The following is a 16407-nucleotide window of genomic DNA, read 5'->3' on the forward strand; positions in this document are numbered from 1 at the left end:
CCACTCTCCCCTTGGAAGCTTGGCGTGCATCTCTGGAAGACTCGTCGCGTTAGACGGACACCAGTCGCGAACGTCCTGCCAAGAGACCGAACACGGACAAGGCGAGGCAAAGAATCGCGCCAGCCGCCAACGGAATGGCCCACCCACCGCTCGTGTCATGTAGCACGCCGGCGAGGATCGGGCCGGTAGCGGCGAGCAGGTAGCCGACACATTGCGCCATGCCCGACAGGGCGGCGGTTTGGCGGGAGGTTCCGGTCCGTAGTGCGAGGAACGTCAGCGCCAGCAATAGCGCGCCGTTTGATCCCATGCCGAATAGCGGCACCCAAAGCGAGGCCCAAGCGGGTACGACGAGAAGGCCGATGAATGAGGCAGACATCACTAGGCCGACCGCCACCCCGGCGAGTCTCTGATCCCGGAGTGCGCGTATCATTGGTCCAAACACTAGACCGGGAAGCACGGCGGCGAGCTGCATCAGGCCGTGGAGCGTGCCTGCCGTCGCCGGTTTATAACCGCTCTCCGTGAGGATCGAGGGCAGCCAGGCTACCACGGTATAGTAAAGGAAGGAGTTTATCCCCATGAACAGCGTGACCTGCCACGCCAGCGAGGATCGCCACAGGTGGCCTCCGCCCCGCTGCTGGGGAGGTTCGGCGATGGGCGGCTCTGCATGGCCAAGCTGCACCGCCCACACCAGTATGGCCGCCGCCGGCAGGACGAGCATGGACGCGAGCGTGAGCTGCCATCCGGCGACGTGAACCAGCGGGACCATCGCCGCTGATGCGATCGCGGCGGCGGTGCTCATCGTCACGGCCGTAAGCCCAGTGATTACGGCCACGCTCGCGGGAAAGTCGCGCTTGACCAAGCTGGGCAGCAGGACGTTGGCGATCGCGATGCCGACACCCAGAACGGCGATCCCCGTGAAGAGGCACCAGGCGGGGCCAGCGGAGCGCAGCAGGATGCCGGCGATCAGGAAAACCATGGCGAGGAAGAGCGACCTTTCCAGGCCGATCCGCCGCGACAGCATCGGCGCCACCGGGGCCATGATCCCGAACGCGAGCAACGGCAGGGTTGTCAGTAGGCCAGCTTCGCCTGGGGTGAGCGCGAACGCCTGCGACACCACATCCAGCACCGGGGCGATGCTGGTGACGGGTGCACGAAGGTTGGCGGCAACGAAGAGCAGGCCCGCCAGCAGGAGGGCCCGAGAGGAGTTGATGCGGGCGCCGTCGCCCGTGCGTGTGCCGGGTAACGTCATAGGTGTGGGCCGGGCTGGCTGGCGCCACCCACGTTCGCGCTGCCGCCGGCGATCCGTTGGCCGTCGGGCCCGAGCGAGTTCAGAACCGGAAAGTACCCCAAATGCCGAGGAACAGCGCATCGGCATAGTCCGCCCGCTTCAACGCCTTGGCCGCCTTCAGATACTCTGTGCGCAACGTGAAGGAGAGGTTCGGAGTGAGCGAGTGCACGGCGTTTAGGCGCAAAAGCTGTGCCACGGAGTTGCCGCGGACGTTCTGTGTGCCGGCAAGGGCGGCACCCACGCCGTTGTAGACCGCGTCGGTTTCGCTGGGGCGCCAGACGGCGGCCGCTTCTGCGAGTACGCGCGTCTTCTTGCCGATCGAGAAGGTGAAGGTCGGCGCGATGTCGAAGAAGTTCGACGGGCCTAGGAACAGGCCGTAGCTGAAATAGGGCGCGGTGCCGAACAGGATGTTGGCCGAGCGCAACGTGCCGTTCCCATAGGCACCGCCACCGGAGGCGTAATCCGCACGCCAGCCCAGCCGCGGTGCGGACGGCCCCTCGCCCATTGCGAAGGTCTGCGCGGCGAAGAGCTGGTAGGCAGAAATGTCGCGGCCGCCTTGCTCACCCTCCTGATAATTGCCGTTGATGTCGATGTTCATACGCCCCACGTCGCCGTAGAGCCGAACGCCATAGAAGCGCCGTTCCTCACGATCGAGCAGGTTCCCCCAGCGCTGGTTGCGGTTGCGGTAGCGGTAGAAGAATGGGTCGAGATACAGCTTCGATCCGCCGAACAGGTCGGTGGGCAGCACGAAGCCGCCGGTCACGCCGGAGAAGCGCCGGCTGTGGTCGGTCGGATCGTCAAACGCGTCGGGACCGCCGGTGACATAATGGAGATCGAACAGGCCGACGCGCGCCTTGGCGCTGCTGGCATAGGCGCGCACCCCGTCGAAGGTGATATGGATGTTGGGGTTTTCCTGGATGCTGACAAGCTGGATGGGACCATCCTGAAAGTCCTGACGCCCGACGCGGATGCCGGCCTGGACGCCCGGGGCAACCTCCCCCTTCACCTCCGCGAACAGCTGCTGCACGAACAGGTCGTTGCGCTGAACCGGGCTGGTGTTGCCGGGATTGCTGCCCAGGATCGCCCCGGACGCGAGCTGACCGAAGGCGCGGAAGTTCTCGCCCACGTGCAGGTCCGCACCGACGAAGTTGCGCAAGAGGAGCGCGTTGGTGTCCTTCCCCGCGCGAAGCCCGGGGCTGGTGATCGTGTCGTGTCGGAGGCGCTGCTCGTCGCTGAGCGTCAGATACACGTCGCCGTCGGCGTCCAGGGGGATGAACTTCAGCGCATCGAAGGGTCCGGTACGCTTGGCCGGATCCCGCAATGAGGACCAATCCTCTGCCCAGCGCGCAAGATAGAAGGCGGGACCGGCCTTGGCGCCATATCCCGCTGCCGCTTCCGGGTAGGTCACAGGCGGCGCTACCTGGGCCGCCGGCGTGGCGTGTGGTTGCTCGTTGCTGGGCAAGCCAGTGGGAACGGGTGAAGCCTGCGGCGATGCTTCAGCGGAGGGGGCCGTCTGCGGAAGAGCAGGCTGTGCTTCCGGTCGCGGGCTCGCAGGTGCACCCGAGGCGGGCGTCGCAGCGAGCAGCGCCGCTGTTCCAAGCGCGAACAATTCCATTCGTCTCTCCACCGGCGCGTGGACGCACCGCCATATCATTGCCCGAGATCGGGAGCGTCACGGTCCGCCGATCCCGCCCCCCAAGCAAATAATGTTCGGCGATGGTGGTGATCATTCCTGTTGATGAGGCCGAACCAGAAATCCATCACAAGCCGTTATCATGACGATAAGTCGTTCTTATTTGTGTTGATACTGGCGTAGGTCGATCATCCTCCGAGGCGAGATTGCGTCCCATGCGTCGCGGCAGCCTTTGGAGAGGATGAATAATGGACGCTTCCACGACCGTTCGCCCCCCGACAACGCAGACAAGCGTCCTTGCGGTTGCCGCGTCCTGCTTCGGCTGGGGGCTCGATCTGTTCGACCTGTTCATCCTCCTATACGTCGCGCCCGCCGTTGGCCTGCACTTCTTCCCTTCCGAAGAGCCGATGCTGTCCCTGGCGGGCGCTTATGCCTCGTTCGCGGTGACCCTGCTCATGCGGCCGCTTGGGTCCGCGCTCTTCGGCTCCTACGCCGACCGCTATGGCCGCAAAGGCGCGATGATCGTCGCGGTGGCAGGCGTTGGCGTCGCGACCGCTGCGTTCGGCCTGCTCCCCACTGTCGAGACGATTGGAATTTGGGCGACGGTCCTGTTCCTGCTGATGCGGCTGGTGCAGGGGGTATTCGTCGGCGGCGTCGTCGCCTCGACCCACGTCATCGGCACGGAATCGGTGCCGGAACGTTGGCGCGGCATGATGAGCGGCTTGATCGGGGGAGGCGGTGCTGCCGTCGGCACGGTCCTGGCATCGTTTGCCTTCATGATCATCTCGTCGATCTTTCCGGATGAGGCATTCAACGACACCGGCTGGCGCTTCATGTTCTTCTGCGGCATGCTGACCAGCGCCGTCGGGTTGGTGCTGTTCCGCGGTCTAGCCGAATCGCCGCAGTTCCGTGCTGCGCAGGACGCGAAGGACGCCAAGCGCCGCGACAAGCAGGCGGCCACCGGCCCCTCGCCGCTGAAGAAGCTGTTCGGCACGCCCGACTATCGCAACCGGTTCTTCGTGAACCTGCTGTTGAGCGCGGGCGGCGGCGGCTTCTACTATCTGACCGCCGGTTATCTGCCGACCTATCTCAAGCTGGTGAACGGGCTTCCCGGGCCGCAGGCGTCGACCATCATGCTGCTGGGTGCGGCGATGGGCGCGCTGTCCTCCATCGCGCTGGGAGAACTGAGCCAGCATATCGGCCGCAAGAAGACGTTTCTGGTGATCGGCGCAGTGGCGATCGTCGCGCTTCCGCTGCTGATCTCCGGCATGGCGACAGCCACCGGAAGTGCCGTCACCTGGTATGCGCTGGCGATCAGCTTCCTTGGCTCGGCCGGTTTCGCGCCATTGATGATCTACCTCAATGAGCGGTTCCCGACCGACATCCGTGCCACGGGCACCGCGCTGTCGTGGAACGTGGGCTTCGCGATCGGCGGGATCATGCCGACGTTCGTGTCGCTCGCGGCCAAGGCGCCGTCCGACATCCCGCACGTGCTCTCCATCTTCCTGGGCGTGCTGGCTGCGATCTATCTGCTGGGCGCGATCATCTCACCCGAAACACGTGGGAGGCTGGCTGCTTGAGCGTTGCTGCGCCATCGGACGGAAAGTGGGTCGGGCAATCGCTGCCGCGCGTCGAAGATGCGGCGCTGCTGACGGGGCGTGGCCGCTATATCGACGACCTGCCGGTAGCCCCTGGCACGCTGCACGCCGCGATCCTGCGGTCGCCGCACGGACACGCGACGATTGAGGCGATCGACGTCGCTCGTGCGCTAGCCCTCCCGGGCGTGGCAGCCGTGATCACCGGCGACGATGTGAAACGCTACGGCAGCAGCATGGTGGTGGGCGTCAAGGCGCCGCTCGACTGCTGGCCGATTGCGATCGACAAGGTGCGCTACTTTGGCGAGCCGGTGGCGGTGGTGGTGGCGGAAAGCCGCTACATCGCCGAGGACGCGCTGGACCGGATCGACGTGCGGTACGTGCCCCTTCCGGCGGTGATCGACCCTGTCGCGGCATTGGAGGAGGATGCTCCGGTGCTGCACGAGCGGCTCGGCCGCAACCTCGTGTCGGAGCGGGCATTCCGCTACGGCGATCCGGAAGCGGCCTTTGCGGCGGCCCCCCACCGGATCGCGATCGACGTGCGCTACCCGCGCAACGCCTGCACGCCGATTGAGACCTATGGCGTCATCGCCGAATATGATCCCGGGCTCGACGGCTACGACGTCACGGCCAATTTCCAAGGTCCGTTCAGTATCCATGCGGTGATGGCCCGTGCGCTGAAGGTGCCGGGCAACCGGCTGCGGCTGCGCACGCCTCCGGACAGCGGCGGTAGCTTCGGCGTCAAGCAGGGCATCTTTCCCTATGTCGTGCTCGTGGCGATCGCGGCCCGCGTTGCGGGGCGCCCGGTCAAGTGGATCGAGGACCGGCTTGAACATCTGATGGGGTCGGTGACGGCCACCAACCGTGCCGTGACGCTGGCAGCGGCGGTCGAGGCGGACGGGCGGATCACGGCACTCGACTGGGATCAGGTCGAGGACACGGGCGCCCATCTGCGCGCGCCGGAGCCTGCGACCTTGTACCGCATGCACGGCAACATGACCGGCGCCTATGCGATCCGGAACGTGGCGATCCGCAATCGCGTGGTGCTCACCAACAAGATGCCGACCGGGCTTAACCGCGGGTTCGGCGGGCCGCAGGTGTATTTCGCGCTGGAACGGCTGGTGCATCGCATCGCGACGACGCTGAAGCTCGATCCGCTGGACGTGATCCGCCGCAACCTGATCCCTGCCGAGGCCTTTCCATATCGCACCGCCACGGGCGCGCTCTATGACAGCGGCAACTATCAGGAGGCGATCGCGGCGGCGGTCCAGGATGGCGGGCTGGCCGACTTGATCGCCAGGCGCGATGCGGCGCGGGCCGAGGGGCGCATCTATGGCATCGGCTATACCGCTGCGGTCGAGCCGAGCGTCTCCAACATGGGCTACATCACCGCCGTCCTGACGCCCGAGGAGCGGACCAAGGCCGGGCCGAAGAACGGTGCGCAGGCCTCGGCCACGATCAGCCTGGATGCGGTCGGGTCAGTCAGCGTCCACGTCTCCTCGACGCCCCAGGGGCAGGGACACCGCACCGTGCTGGCGCAGGTTGTCGCCGATGCGTTCGGCCTCACACCCGCCGATGTCCGGGTCGTGACCGAGGTGGATACAAGCCGGGACGCATGGTCGATCGCGTCCGGCAACTACTCCAGCCGCTTCGCCCCCGCCGTGGCGGGCGCCGCGCGGATCGCCGCGGAACGGCTGCGCGCCAAGCTCGCCGCGATCGCCGCCAAGCAACTCGACGCCGATCTGGAGGACATCCGGTTCGACAAGGGCCGCGTCCATGCCGGCGATCCCGAGCGCTCGCTGGCATTCGGTCGCATCGCCTCCACCAGCCATTGGGCACCCGGCGAACTGCCGCAGGGGATCGAGCATGCCATTCGCGAGACGGCGTTCTGGACTCCGCCCGAACTGACCGCGCCGGACGCTCAGGACAACGTCAACAGCTCGCTGTGCCACGGCTTCATCTTCGACTTCTGCGGCGTGGAGATTGATCGCGAGACTGCGGCGGTGCGCATCGACAAATATGTCACCATGCACGACTGCGGGCGCATCCTACATCCCGGCATGGTGGCGGGGCAGGTGACGGGCGGGTTCGCGCATGCGGTGGGTGCGGCGCTGCTGGAAGAGACCGCCTATGCGCCGGACGGCAGCCTCGAGAGCGGAACGCTCGCCGATTATCTGATTCCGACGGTGATGGAGACGCCCGAGCCGCTGATCCTCCACTATGAAAGCCCGTCGCCTTTCACGCCGCTTGGCGCAAAGGGTGTGGGCGAGGGCAATTGCATGTCCACGCCGGCATGCATCGCCAATGCGGTGGCGGACGCGCTGGGGATCGAGGATGTGACCCTGCCGATCCGATCCTCGGTGCTGGCGGAACATCTGCACGGGCCCGAGCCCGAACCGCTGCGACCGCCGCGCGTGGCGCCGCCTGCACCCGCCACCAAGGCGGGCGAGCGCGTGCTGACCGGCGAGGGGGAGGCCGTGGTGGTGGCGCCGCGCCAGCAGGTCTGGAACATGCTGCTAGATCCCGACGTGCTGATGTCGATCATCCCCGGTGCGCATGGGGTGGAGAAGGTGTCGGAGACGAAGTTCACCGCCGACGTCACGCTGGGCGTGGGGCCGGTGAAGAGCCGCTACTCCGCCGATATCGAGCTGTCCGACCTGGACGAGCCCAACGGCGTCACCCTGACCGGCGGCACCCAGGGCGCGCTTGGCTTTGGCAAGGGCTCGGGACGGATCACGCTGACGGAAACCGAAAAGGGCGGCACGCGCATCGGCTATACCTATCAGGCGGCGATCGGCGGCAAGGTCGCATCGATCGGCGGGCGGCTGCTCGACGGTGCGGCGCGGGTCGTGATCGGCCAGTTCTTTGAGGCGCTGGCCCGCAAGGCAGGCGGGGGCAGCGGGCGGTTGCACGTGCCCGGCTTCGTCAAACGGCTGCTCGCCATGATCGGGATCGCGCGATGAAGTCCGCTCCGTTCGATTATCTCCGCGTCGACAGCGTCGAGGAAGCGGCCCAGGTGCTTGCGGCCGAAGGCGGCGACGCGCGCATCATCGCGGGTGGACAGTCGCTGATGCCGATGCTGGCGATGCGCCTGGCAACGCCGGCCCTGCTGGTGGACATCATGCACGTTGAGGCGCTGCGCCGGATCGACGACGACGGCAAGGTGCTGCGCATCGGTGCGGGCGTGCGGCAGCGGACGCTGGAGCATCACGCCGGGCTGGCCGAGCGGCATCCGCTGCTCGCCAAGGCGCTGCCCTGGGTCGGGCACAGCCAGACGCGCGCGCGTGGCACCGTATGCGGGTCGATCGCCCATGCCGATCCCTCGGCCGAACTCGCCCTTGTGCTGATGGCATGCGGCGGCACCGTGCACCTGCGTGCAGGCCGCAAGAAGCGCAGCGTTGCCGCCGCCGACTTCTTCACGGGCATGATGGCAACCGCCAAGGCCGAGAACGAGATGATTGAGGCGGTGTCCTACCCCGTCGCCGCGCCGGGCCATAGCTATGCCTATCGGGAGATCGCGCGCCGTCATGGCGACTATGCGATCGTGGGCTGCGCCGCGACCGCGCGGCCGGACGGCACCACCAGTCTTGCGGTCGCAGGCGTCGCCGACCAGCCGATGGTGCGGGACCTGCCGCCTCCCGACGACAGCGGCTTCTTCGACGCGCTCAACCAGTTCGCCTGGGACCTGAACGCCCGGGACGATCTTCACGCAACCGGCCGCTATCGCCGCGACATGGTGCGCCGGCTGGGCCGCCAGACCATCGAGGAGGCGGTCCGATGCCGCGACTGAGCGCCGACCGGCGCCACCCCGTCACCCTGAACCTCAACGGCCGCACCGTACGCGGCGAGGCCGAGCCGCGGATGTCGCTGACCGACTTCCTGCGTCACGAGATCGGTGCGACCGGCACGCATGTCGGCTGCGAGCATGGCGTGTGCGGCGCGTGCACCGTGCTGATCGATGGTCAAACCGCGCGCGCGTGCCTGGCGCTGGCGGTGCAGGTCGACGGCTCGGACGTGAAGACGGTTGAAGGTCTGGAGGAAGAGCCGGGGCGGCTGGGCGTGATCCAGGAGGCGTTTCGCGAGCATCACGGGCTGCAATGCGGCTTTTGCACGCCCGGCTTCCTGATGACGCTTGATGCGCTGTTCCGCGAGCGTCCGGACGCCGACGAGGACCTGATCCGGGAAACGCTGTCCGGCCATCTGTGCCGCTGCACCGGATATGCGCCGATCGTGCGCGCGGCACTGGCTGCCCGCGACTGGCTTCGTGACGGAGAGACCGACCATGCTTGACCTTGGCACCAGCTTCATCGCGAGCGTGGAGCGCGCGCCCGACGGCGAAGCGATCGTCGACGGCGATCTGCGCCTCACCTATGCCGAATGGTATGCTCGCATCTCGTCGCTGGTCGCGTCCTTCGACGCGATGGGGCTGAAGCGGGGCGACCATCTCGTTACCGTGTTGCGCAACCGCTGGCAGGCGGCCACCGTCCACTGGGCCTGCCAGTTCACGGGCATCATCCTGACGCCGCTCAACTGGCGCGCCAAGTCCGAGGACGTGAGCTACTGCGTCCATGACGCCGAGGCGCGCGCGATCGTCTATGAGGATGCCCCGGCCAAGGCAATCGCGGCAGCGGGGCTCGATGGCGCGATCCGGCGCATCAACCTCGATCATGCGGGTCCGGACGAAGTCGCGTTCGACAGCCTGATCGCGGAAACTGCGCCCGAGGCGATGCCCCGGGTCGATGCCGACGCCTGGTCGCTGATGCTCTACACGTCCGGCACCACGTCGAAGCCGAAGGGAGTGCCGCGGCGCCACCGCGCCGAGCGCGCGGGTGCGATCGCCCATGTCGCGCAGAACCTGTACGCGACCGGCGAGCGGACGCTGGGCGTCATGCCGCTTTACCACACGATGGGCGTGCGTTCGCTGCTCGCCTCCTCGATCATCAACGGCACCTTTGTGTGCATGCCGAAGTTTGATGCCGGCGGTGCGCTCAAGGTGATCGAGCAGGAGCGGATCGACAATCTCTACCTGGTGCCGACGCTGTACCATGACATGGTCCATCATCCCGACTTCGCCTCAGCGCAACTCGACAGCGTGCGCAAGCTCGGGTTCGCTGGCGCGCCGATGACGGACGGACTGCTCAAGCGCCTGCAGGAGGCGTTCCGGCCCGAATTGTTCGTAAACCACTATGGTTCGTCCGAAATCTACACGATGACGATCGACCAGGACGCGACCCGCAAGCCGGGCAGCGCCGGCCGGTCGGGCATCAACCAGCGGGTGCGCGTGGTGAAGCTTGGGGCCGACACCCCGGGCGACCTGGCCGCCCGCGGCGAGGAGGGGGAGATCCTGGGCGCCCTTGCCGGCGACGAGGCGTTCGAGGGCTATTGGCGGCGCCCGGAGGCGGACGCACGCGCGCTGCGCGACGGCTGGTACTTCACCGGCGACACCGGCTATTTCGACGAGGACGGCGACCTCTTCGTCACCGGCCGCGTTGACGACATGATCATCACCGGCGGCGAGAACGTCTCGCCGGTTGAGATCGAGAGCCTGTTGTCGCTGCATCCTGCCGTCGATGAAGTCGCTGTCGTCGGCCTGCCGGATGAACGCTGGGGCCGCCTCGTCACAGCCTTCGTCAGCCGCGCCAAGCCCGTCACCGCGGAGGAACTGGACGCCTATTGCGCGTCGTCGGCGCTCGCCAACTTCAAGCGCCCGCGCCGGTTCGTGTTCGTCAAGGAGATCCCCAAGTCGCCGGTGGGCAAGCTGCTGCGTCGCAAGCTCGTCTCCGGAGAATATCAGCTCGATCAAAAGGACCAAGCAGCATGACCGACCCCTATTCCGACATCGATGGCTTCCGCGTCGAGATCGATGCCGCGCAGCAGCGCGGCGACATCATCCTCGATCGCGGTGAGTTCAACACGATCAGCATGGAGCAACGCGACCAGCTCAAGCGCGTGTTCGAGGCGTTGGATGAGGACGACCGCGTCCGCGTGATCGTTGTGCGGGCTATCGGGCAGCACTTCTCGTCGGGCGGCTACATCATGGGTTTCCTCGAAGCGACGCCCGAGCATGTTTCGAAGCTTGCCTGGAACATCGCCGCACCCGCGCGTTGTTCCAAGCCGGTGATCGCAGCCAACCGCGGCTATTGCTTCGGCGTCGGCTTCGAACTGTCGCTCGCCTGCGACTTTCGCATCGTTTCCGAAACCGTGCAATATGCGCTGCCGGAGCAGAAGCTGGGCCAGATCCCGGGTTCGGGCGGCTCGGCGCGGCTGCAGAAGATCGTGGGCATCACCCGCACCAAGGACATCGTCATGCGCTCGCGGCGCATCAAGGGCCAGCAGGCCTATGATTGGGGCATCGCGACAGAGATCGTGGTGGACGACCAGCTGGAAGCGGCCACTGACGCGCTGGTGAAGGAACTGGTCGGCTTCTCGCCACTCGCGCAGCGGACGGCCAAGAAGCTGCTCAACGACACCGAGGATTCCACGCTGGCGATCGCCATCGAGCTGGAAGGCCATTGCTACAGCCGCCTGCGCTCCTCGGAGGATTTCGCAGAAGGCGTGAAAGCGTTCCACGAGAAGCGGAAGCCCCAGTTCAAGGGGTTGTGAGCCAGGGGAACGGGGCCGGCGTCGTGCCGGCCCCGATCAGCTCTTCCAGCGTTTGACCAGGCTGGTTTCGATCTCGAACAGGTCGAGCATCCGCCCGACCGTATGGTCCACCATCTCCTCGAGCGACTGCGGCCGCGCGTAGAAGGCAGGCACCGGCGGGGCTACGATCGCGCCCACCTCTGACAGGCTCGCCATGGTACGCAGGTGACCCGTGTGGAGCGGCGTCTCCCGCACCATCAGCACCAGCCGGCGGCGCTCCTTCAACACCACATCCGCCGCGCGGGTCAGCAGCCCGGAAGTAACCCCGGTCGCGATCTCCGACATCGACCGGATCGAGCAGGGCGCGACGATCATGCCGCGCGTGCGGAACGATCCCGACGAGATGGAGGCGCCGATGTCCGCCTGGGGGTGAACCTCCGTAGCGAGCGCCTTAACGTCCGCGATCTTGCGGTCGGTCTCGTGCGCGATCGTGATCTCGCCCGATTTGGACAGCACGAGATGCGTCTCGATGCCGAGCTCGCGCAGGACCTCGAGCATGCGGATGCCATAGATCACGCCGGACGCGCCGGAGATCCCCACGATGATCGGCAGGCCGCTCATCCGCGCGCCACCACGCCCGGGGCCTGGTAGATGTGCTTGAGCTCGGTGAAATCCGCCAGCGCATCATAGCCGTGAAGGCGACCAATGCCGCTCTGGCGGAAACCACCGGTCTCGGCCTCGGGGAACAGCTTGTTGTGCTCGTTGATCCACACCGTGCCATTCCGCAGCGCGCGCGCTAGGCGAAGTCCAGCGGCGCCATCGTTCGTCCAAACGCTGGCGGACAAGCCGAAGGTTGTATGATTGGCGCGTTGCACGGCCTCTGCCTCGTCCTCGAACCGCTCGATGCTGACGAAGGGGCCGAAAATCTCTTCCTGCATGAAGAAGGCGTGCGTATCCTGGTGATGGACCAGGGTAGGGGTCAGAAAGGCACCCGGCCGGTCCGGGATCGTTCCGCGCAGCACCACCTCATCCGCCTGCTCGCATGCCTTCGCGATCTGTGCCGCGATACGATCGCGCGAGGGGATGTCTATCAGCGGGCCCATGGCGATACCGTCGTCGAGCCCGTTGCCGATCGCAAGCGCATCGAGGGCTTTTGCAAGCGCCGCCTTCATCGCATCGAAGCAGTCCGCATGGGCAAGGACACGGCGGACTGCGGTACATTGCTGGCCCGCGATGATCGTCACGCCAGCGGCGAGCTTTTGGGCCACGGCGTCGATATCGGCGTCGGGCAGCACGATCGCGCAGGACTTGCCGCCAAGCTCCAGACTCAGCTTCTTCATCGTGTCGGCGGCCGCGCGCATGATCTCCTTGCCCACGGCTGTGGAGCCGGTGAAGCAGATCACGTCAACCTCGGCATGGGTAGCCAACAGCTTGGCACCATCATGTCCGGTTTCGGCAAAGACGTTGACGACTCCGGGCGGGATCTGCGGATGGCGTAGCAGCGGGTCGAGTAAGGCTGCGTTGAACAGCGCCGTCTGATGCGCAGGCTTCACGACCGTCGTGCAGCCTGCGGCAAGCGCCGGGCACAGGCCGCGCACAAGTAGGATGCCTGGAGCATTCCAGGGCACTATGACCGCCGCGACCCCGGCAGGTTCCCGCGTCATCGTCGACAGCACGCCAGGTTCAGGCTCTAGGACATGGCCGGGGATGTGCCGCGTCAGTCCGGCGTAATATTCGATTTCGGAGATGGAGCCGAGAACCTCGCCCCTGGACGCTGCAAGCGGCTTGCCGTTCTCGCGCGTGAGGAGCTCGGCCAGGGCATCGACGCGAGGGCGAAGTGCTGCCGCCCAGTCGAGCATCACGCGCTGGCGCAGCCGCGGCGCAAGCGGCCAATCGCTAGCCTCAAACGCACGGCGTGCCGCTGCGACACAGGCCTGCGCTTCGGGGACACCGCCGGCCGCGAACCGCCCGACGACTGCACTGGTGGCAGGGTCGATGCTGCCCGCGGCGATGGTGTGGACCGCTGCGCCATCGATCCAGTGCGGAGTGATTATCTGTTCCATCAGTGGGTCACCGATCCGCCGTCCACGACGATCGTCTGGCCGGTCATGAAGTCGCTTTCGCCGCTCGCCAGGAACACCAGCGCGCCGATCAGATCGTCGGGCACGGCATCGCGCTTCAGGCAGCGACTGGCGATGTTCGCCTCGACGATCCGCCCTGCCCAGTCCTGGTTGGCCTCGACATTGGCGCTCATCGTCAGCCCGGGGGCGAGGCAGTTGATACGGATCCCGGCGTCGCCGACCTCCCGCGCGACCGAACGGGTGAGCGCTACGATCGCGCCCTTGGACGCGACATAATGAAGCATCATCGGTGCGCCCTTGAACACGGTGGCGGAGGCAATGTTGACGATCTTGCCATAGCCCTGGCGGCGCATGGCGGGCATCACTGCCTTGATGCATTCGAACGTGCCGCGGACGTTCACGCGCATCACTTGGTCCCATTCCTCGGACGTGATGTCCTCAAGTGACTTGAGCGCCAGGTTTCCGAACAGCGCGGCGTTGTTGACCAGCGCCTGGATGCCGCCATGCTCGCGCTCCACCTCAGCCGCGAACGCAGCCACTGCCGCCGGTTGGGTGATGTCGCAGGCGCGTGCCAGCACCGTTCCGCCTGCTGAGCGGATCGCATCTGCTGTTTCGTCCGGAGGGGCAAGGTCGCACAGCGCGAGCTTCGCGCCTTCGGAGGCGAGCGCTTTAGCGTAGGCGGCGCCAATCCCTTGCGCGGCGCCCGTCACGATGATGCTGCGTTCGACCAGTCTGGCCATGCCTCTCTCCTTCGCCCGCCGTGGTCCGGCGCTGATTTTGTTGCAAAGGTAGGAGCGGTCTGCTCATCAAGTCGAATAATGAGCTGTGATGCGTTAGATCACACGGTCTGATTATCGCTGCCGCCCAGCGCGGTGCGCAAGTGGTCAATGAACGCGAGTCCGGCCGGGCTGAGCGGATGGTGCGGATGATGGATCACCGCCAGCCGCCGCTGAACCGCGGGCAGGATAGGGCGGGTGCGTAGTCGTCCTGCCGCGACGTGTCCCCGCAGGGCAAGGCTTGGCAAGACGGTTGCCCAATGGCTTTGCGCGACAAATGCGCAGATGCCCTCGATCGAATCGATTTCAAGCTTCGGCTCCACCGTGACACCATGGGCGGCGAGGTGGCGTTCGAACTCGGTGCGCAGACCATGGCGGCGGGTCGGGAGGACGAGCGGTAGATCGGCCAGCTGCGCGATCGGCAGCGGCGATTCGTCCGCCAGCGTGCGTGCGGCGAGCACCATGTGTTCGTCGACCATCGGCTCCACAATCAGCCCGATCTTGCGACCGGGTCTATTGATGATCGCAAAGTCGAGCTTGCCGTCGCTGACCTGCTCGATGAAGGCCGAGCTATAGCCGTCCACCAGCGCGACCTCGACTTCGGGATAGGTGCGGGTAAAATCGGCGAGCATCTCCGCACCGACGCTGTTCGCGATCGAGGCGAGCATCCCCAGCGTAAGCCGCCCCGAAACCACCCCGGAGAGCCGCGCCATCTGTTCGCGCGCGTGATTGAGGTTACGCACGACCGGAAGCAGCAGGCGGTGCAGCGTCCGAGCGGCGGCGGTAGGCACCATCAGCCGGGGCGTGCGTTCGAACAGCTTCTGATCGAGTTCGCGTTCGAGGCGGGCGATCTGCATGGAAACCGCCGGCTGCACAACATGGAGTCGCTGGGCAGCACGCGTGACGCTGCCTTCGTCGTAAAGGGCGAGGAAATAGTTGATCTGGCGCAGGTCCATCGAGCCCATCCGTAAGTTCAGATGATGATCGCGATCATCAGGAATTATTTAAGTTTATGCCGGTTCAACCTATCCTGTCGAGGCGCCGAACGATGCGCGACGGGAGAGGACGATGAGACAGGCAAGCAACGGTGCGCTTTCGCTGCGCGCGTGGATGCAGCGACTGCAGGAGACCGGCCGCCTTGCCGTGGGCAAACCCGGTTTGCGTTTGCAGCACGAGCTGGCTGCGATTGCACAGAAGCTGGACGGCGCTCAGGCGACCTTCTTTCCGCGTCCCTCCGACCGCCCCATCAGCGTGATTTCCGGAATCGTTTCGGACCGCGGTTGGATGGCCGAGGCGCTGGGCGTCGCGCCGGAAGACCTGCTCGGGCATTTTCAACAGGCTGCGGAAGCGCCGCTCGCATGGCGCGAGGTGGACGACGCTCCGGCGCAGGAGATCGTCCATCGCGACGTGGATATCCTCAAGCAGCTGCCGGTGCCGACCCATAACGAGCACGACAACGGCGCCTATATCACAGCCGGCATTCTGATCGCGCGCGATCCCGAAACCGGAGTGCAGAACGTTGCGATCCACCGCTGCCAGATCAGCGGGCCGAACCGCATCGGCATTCTCTTGCTGCCGCGCCATACGGACCATTTCTATCGCAAGGCCGAGGCGAGCGGGAAGCCGCTGGAGATCGCCATCTGCGTCGGGGTGTCACCGGCCTGCCTGCTTGCGAGCCAGGCGATCGTGCCGCTCGGTCACGACGAACTGGAGATTGCCGGGGCATTGGGGCATGCGCCTCTGGAGGTGGTTCGTTGCGTCACCAACGACGTGCGTGTGCCCGCAGACGCCGAGATCGTTCTGGAGGGACGCATCCTGCCCAAAACCCGCGAAATGGAAGGACCGTTCGGAGAGTTTCCGCAATATTATGGCGAGCCGGGCGAGCGGCATGTGATCGAGATCGACGCGATCACACATCGGCGCGAGCCGCTGTTCCACACCATCGTCGGCGGCGGCTACGAGCATCTGCTGCTGGGAGCCATCCCGCGCGAGGCGACGATTCTGTCGACGTTGCAGCGTAGCTTTCCAGGCGTGATGGACGTGCATCTCGCGCTGGGCGGGGTAGGGCGCTACCACCTCTATGTGAAGCTGAAGAAGACGCAGGAAGGGGAGGGCAAGAACGTGCTGCTGGGCGCCTTTGCCGCGCACTATGACATCAAGCATGCGGTCGTGGTCGATACTGATGTCGATATCCACGACCCGCGCGAGGTCGAGTGGGCGGTATCTACGCGCTTCCAGGCGGATCGAGACCTGGTGGTGATCAGCGACAGCCAAGGCTCCAAGCTCGACCCGTCGACCGACAAGGGGCTGGGCGCCAAGATGGGCCTGGATGCGACGATCCCGGTCGATGCTCCCGAAATGAAGTTCAAGCGTATCCGTGTACCCGGTGCGGACACGCTCGATCTCGCGGCAGTGCTCGACGCGAACGGGCGATGGCAGGGGTGAGGGAACC

General features: G+C 66.1%; 13 protein-coding genes. 7 read left to right on the forward strand and 6 right to left on the reverse strand.

Going from position 1 to position 16407, the window contains the following annotated elements; translation table 11 throughout:
- Positions 1 to 49 precede the first annotated feature (49 nt).
- Both EO081_RS11020 and EO081_RS11025 read right to left on the reverse strand, forming a co-directional pair.
- Complete coding sequence (locus tag EO081_RS11020) at positions 50 to 1249, reverse strand: MFS transporter (protein WP_129341968.1); 1200 nt, start codon at positions 1247 to 1249, stop codon at positions 50 to 52.
- 79 nt (positions 1250 to 1328) lie between these two features.
- A complete protein-coding gene (locus EO081_RS11025; protein ID WP_165284602.1) occupies positions 1329 to 2696 on the reverse strand; it encodes an alginate export family protein in 1368 nt (455 codons plus the stop codon).
- Between the two features lie 473 nt (positions 2697 to 3169).
- On the opposite strand from EO081_RS11025, the gene EO081_RS11030 reads away from it, so the two are divergent.
- From EO081_RS11030 to EO081_RS11055, 6 genes are read left to right on the forward strand one after another with little or no spacing between them, the layout of a single operon-like run.
- Positions 3170 to 4501, forward strand: coding sequence for an MFS transporter (locus EO081_RS11030; protein ID WP_129341970.1), 1332 nt, complete (start codon positions 3170 to 3172; stop codon positions 4499 to 4501).
- A complete protein-coding gene (locus EO081_RS11035; protein ID WP_129341971.1) occupies positions 4498 to 7479 on the forward strand; it encodes a xanthine dehydrogenase family protein molybdopterin-binding subunit in 2982 nt (993 codons plus the stop codon). The genes EO081_RS11030 and EO081_RS11035 overlap by 4 nt, the downstream gene beginning before the upstream one ends.
- Positions 7476 to 8306, forward strand: a complete 831-nt coding sequence (locus tag EO081_RS11040) for an FAD binding domain-containing protein (RefSeq protein WP_129341972.1) — start codon at positions 7476 to 7478, stop codon at positions 8304 to 8306. Before EO081_RS11035 ends, EO081_RS11040 begins: the two co-directional genes overlap by 4 nt.
- Entirely contained in the window at positions 8294 to 8806 is a 513-nt protein-coding gene (locus EO081_RS11045; protein ID WP_129341973.1) for a (2Fe-2S)-binding protein, read from the forward strand. The genes EO081_RS11040 and EO081_RS11045 overlap by 13 nt, the downstream gene beginning before the upstream one ends.
- Positions 8799 to 10337 carry an AMP-binding protein gene (locus EO081_RS11050; RefSeq protein WP_129341974.1) on the forward strand — a complete coding sequence of 513 codons (1539 nt, stop codon included), beginning with the start codon at positions 8799 to 8801 and terminating at the stop codon, positions 10335 to 10337. Before EO081_RS11045 ends, EO081_RS11050 begins: the two co-directional genes overlap by 8 nt.
- Positions 10334 to 11119, forward strand: coding sequence for an enoyl-CoA hydratase/isomerase family protein (locus EO081_RS11055; RefSeq protein ID WP_129341975.1), 786 nt, complete (start codon positions 10334 to 10336; stop codon positions 11117 to 11119). The genes EO081_RS11050 and EO081_RS11055 overlap by 4 nt, the downstream gene beginning before the upstream one ends.
- Positions 11120 to 11155: 36 nt before the next feature.
- On the opposite strand, the gene EO081_RS11060 is transcribed toward EO081_RS11055, so the two are convergent.
- The 4 genes from EO081_RS11060 to EO081_RS11075 form a co-directional block, all read right to left on the reverse strand.
- Complete coding sequence (locus tag EO081_RS11060) at positions 11156 to 11719, reverse strand: UbiX family flavin prenyltransferase (RefSeq protein WP_129341976.1); 564 nt, start codon at positions 11717 to 11719, stop codon at positions 11156 to 11158.
- Positions 11716 to 13161 carry an aldehyde dehydrogenase family protein gene (locus tag EO081_RS11065; RefSeq protein ID WP_129341977.1) on the reverse strand — a complete coding sequence of 482 codons (1446 nt, stop codon included), beginning with the start codon at positions 13159 to 13161 and terminating at the stop codon, positions 11716 to 11718. Before EO081_RS11065 ends, EO081_RS11060 begins: the two co-directional genes overlap by 4 nt.
- The gene (locus EO081_RS11070) at positions 13161 to 13919 is read right to left on the reverse strand and encodes an SDR family NAD(P)-dependent oxidoreductase (protein WP_129341978.1); all 759 of its coding nucleotides are present in this window, start codon (positions 13917 to 13919) and stop codon (positions 13161 to 13163) included. The genes EO081_RS11065 and EO081_RS11070 overlap by 1 nt, the downstream gene beginning before the upstream one ends.
- Positions 13920 to 14017: 98 nt before the next feature.
- Positions 14018 to 14911, reverse strand: coding sequence for a LysR family transcriptional regulator (locus EO081_RS11075; RefSeq protein WP_129341979.1), 894 nt, complete (start codon positions 14909 to 14911; stop codon positions 14018 to 14020).
- Positions 14912 to 15023: 112 nt separating this feature from the next.
- Here EO081_RS11075 and EO081_RS11080 point away from each other — a divergent pair, with 112 nt between their 5' ends.
- Positions 15024 to 16400 carry a UbiD family decarboxylase gene (locus tag EO081_RS11080; RefSeq protein WP_129341980.1) on the forward strand — a complete coding sequence of 459 codons (1377 nt, stop codon included), beginning with the start codon at positions 15024 to 15026 and terminating at the stop codon, positions 16398 to 16400.
- Positions 16401 to 16407: the final 7 nt, after the last annotated feature.

This window comes from Sphingomonas desiccabilis (assembly GCF_004135605.1).
Classification (GTDB): Bacteria; Pseudomonadota; Alphaproteobacteria; order Sphingomonadales; family Sphingomonadaceae; genus Sphingomonas; species Sphingomonas desiccabilis.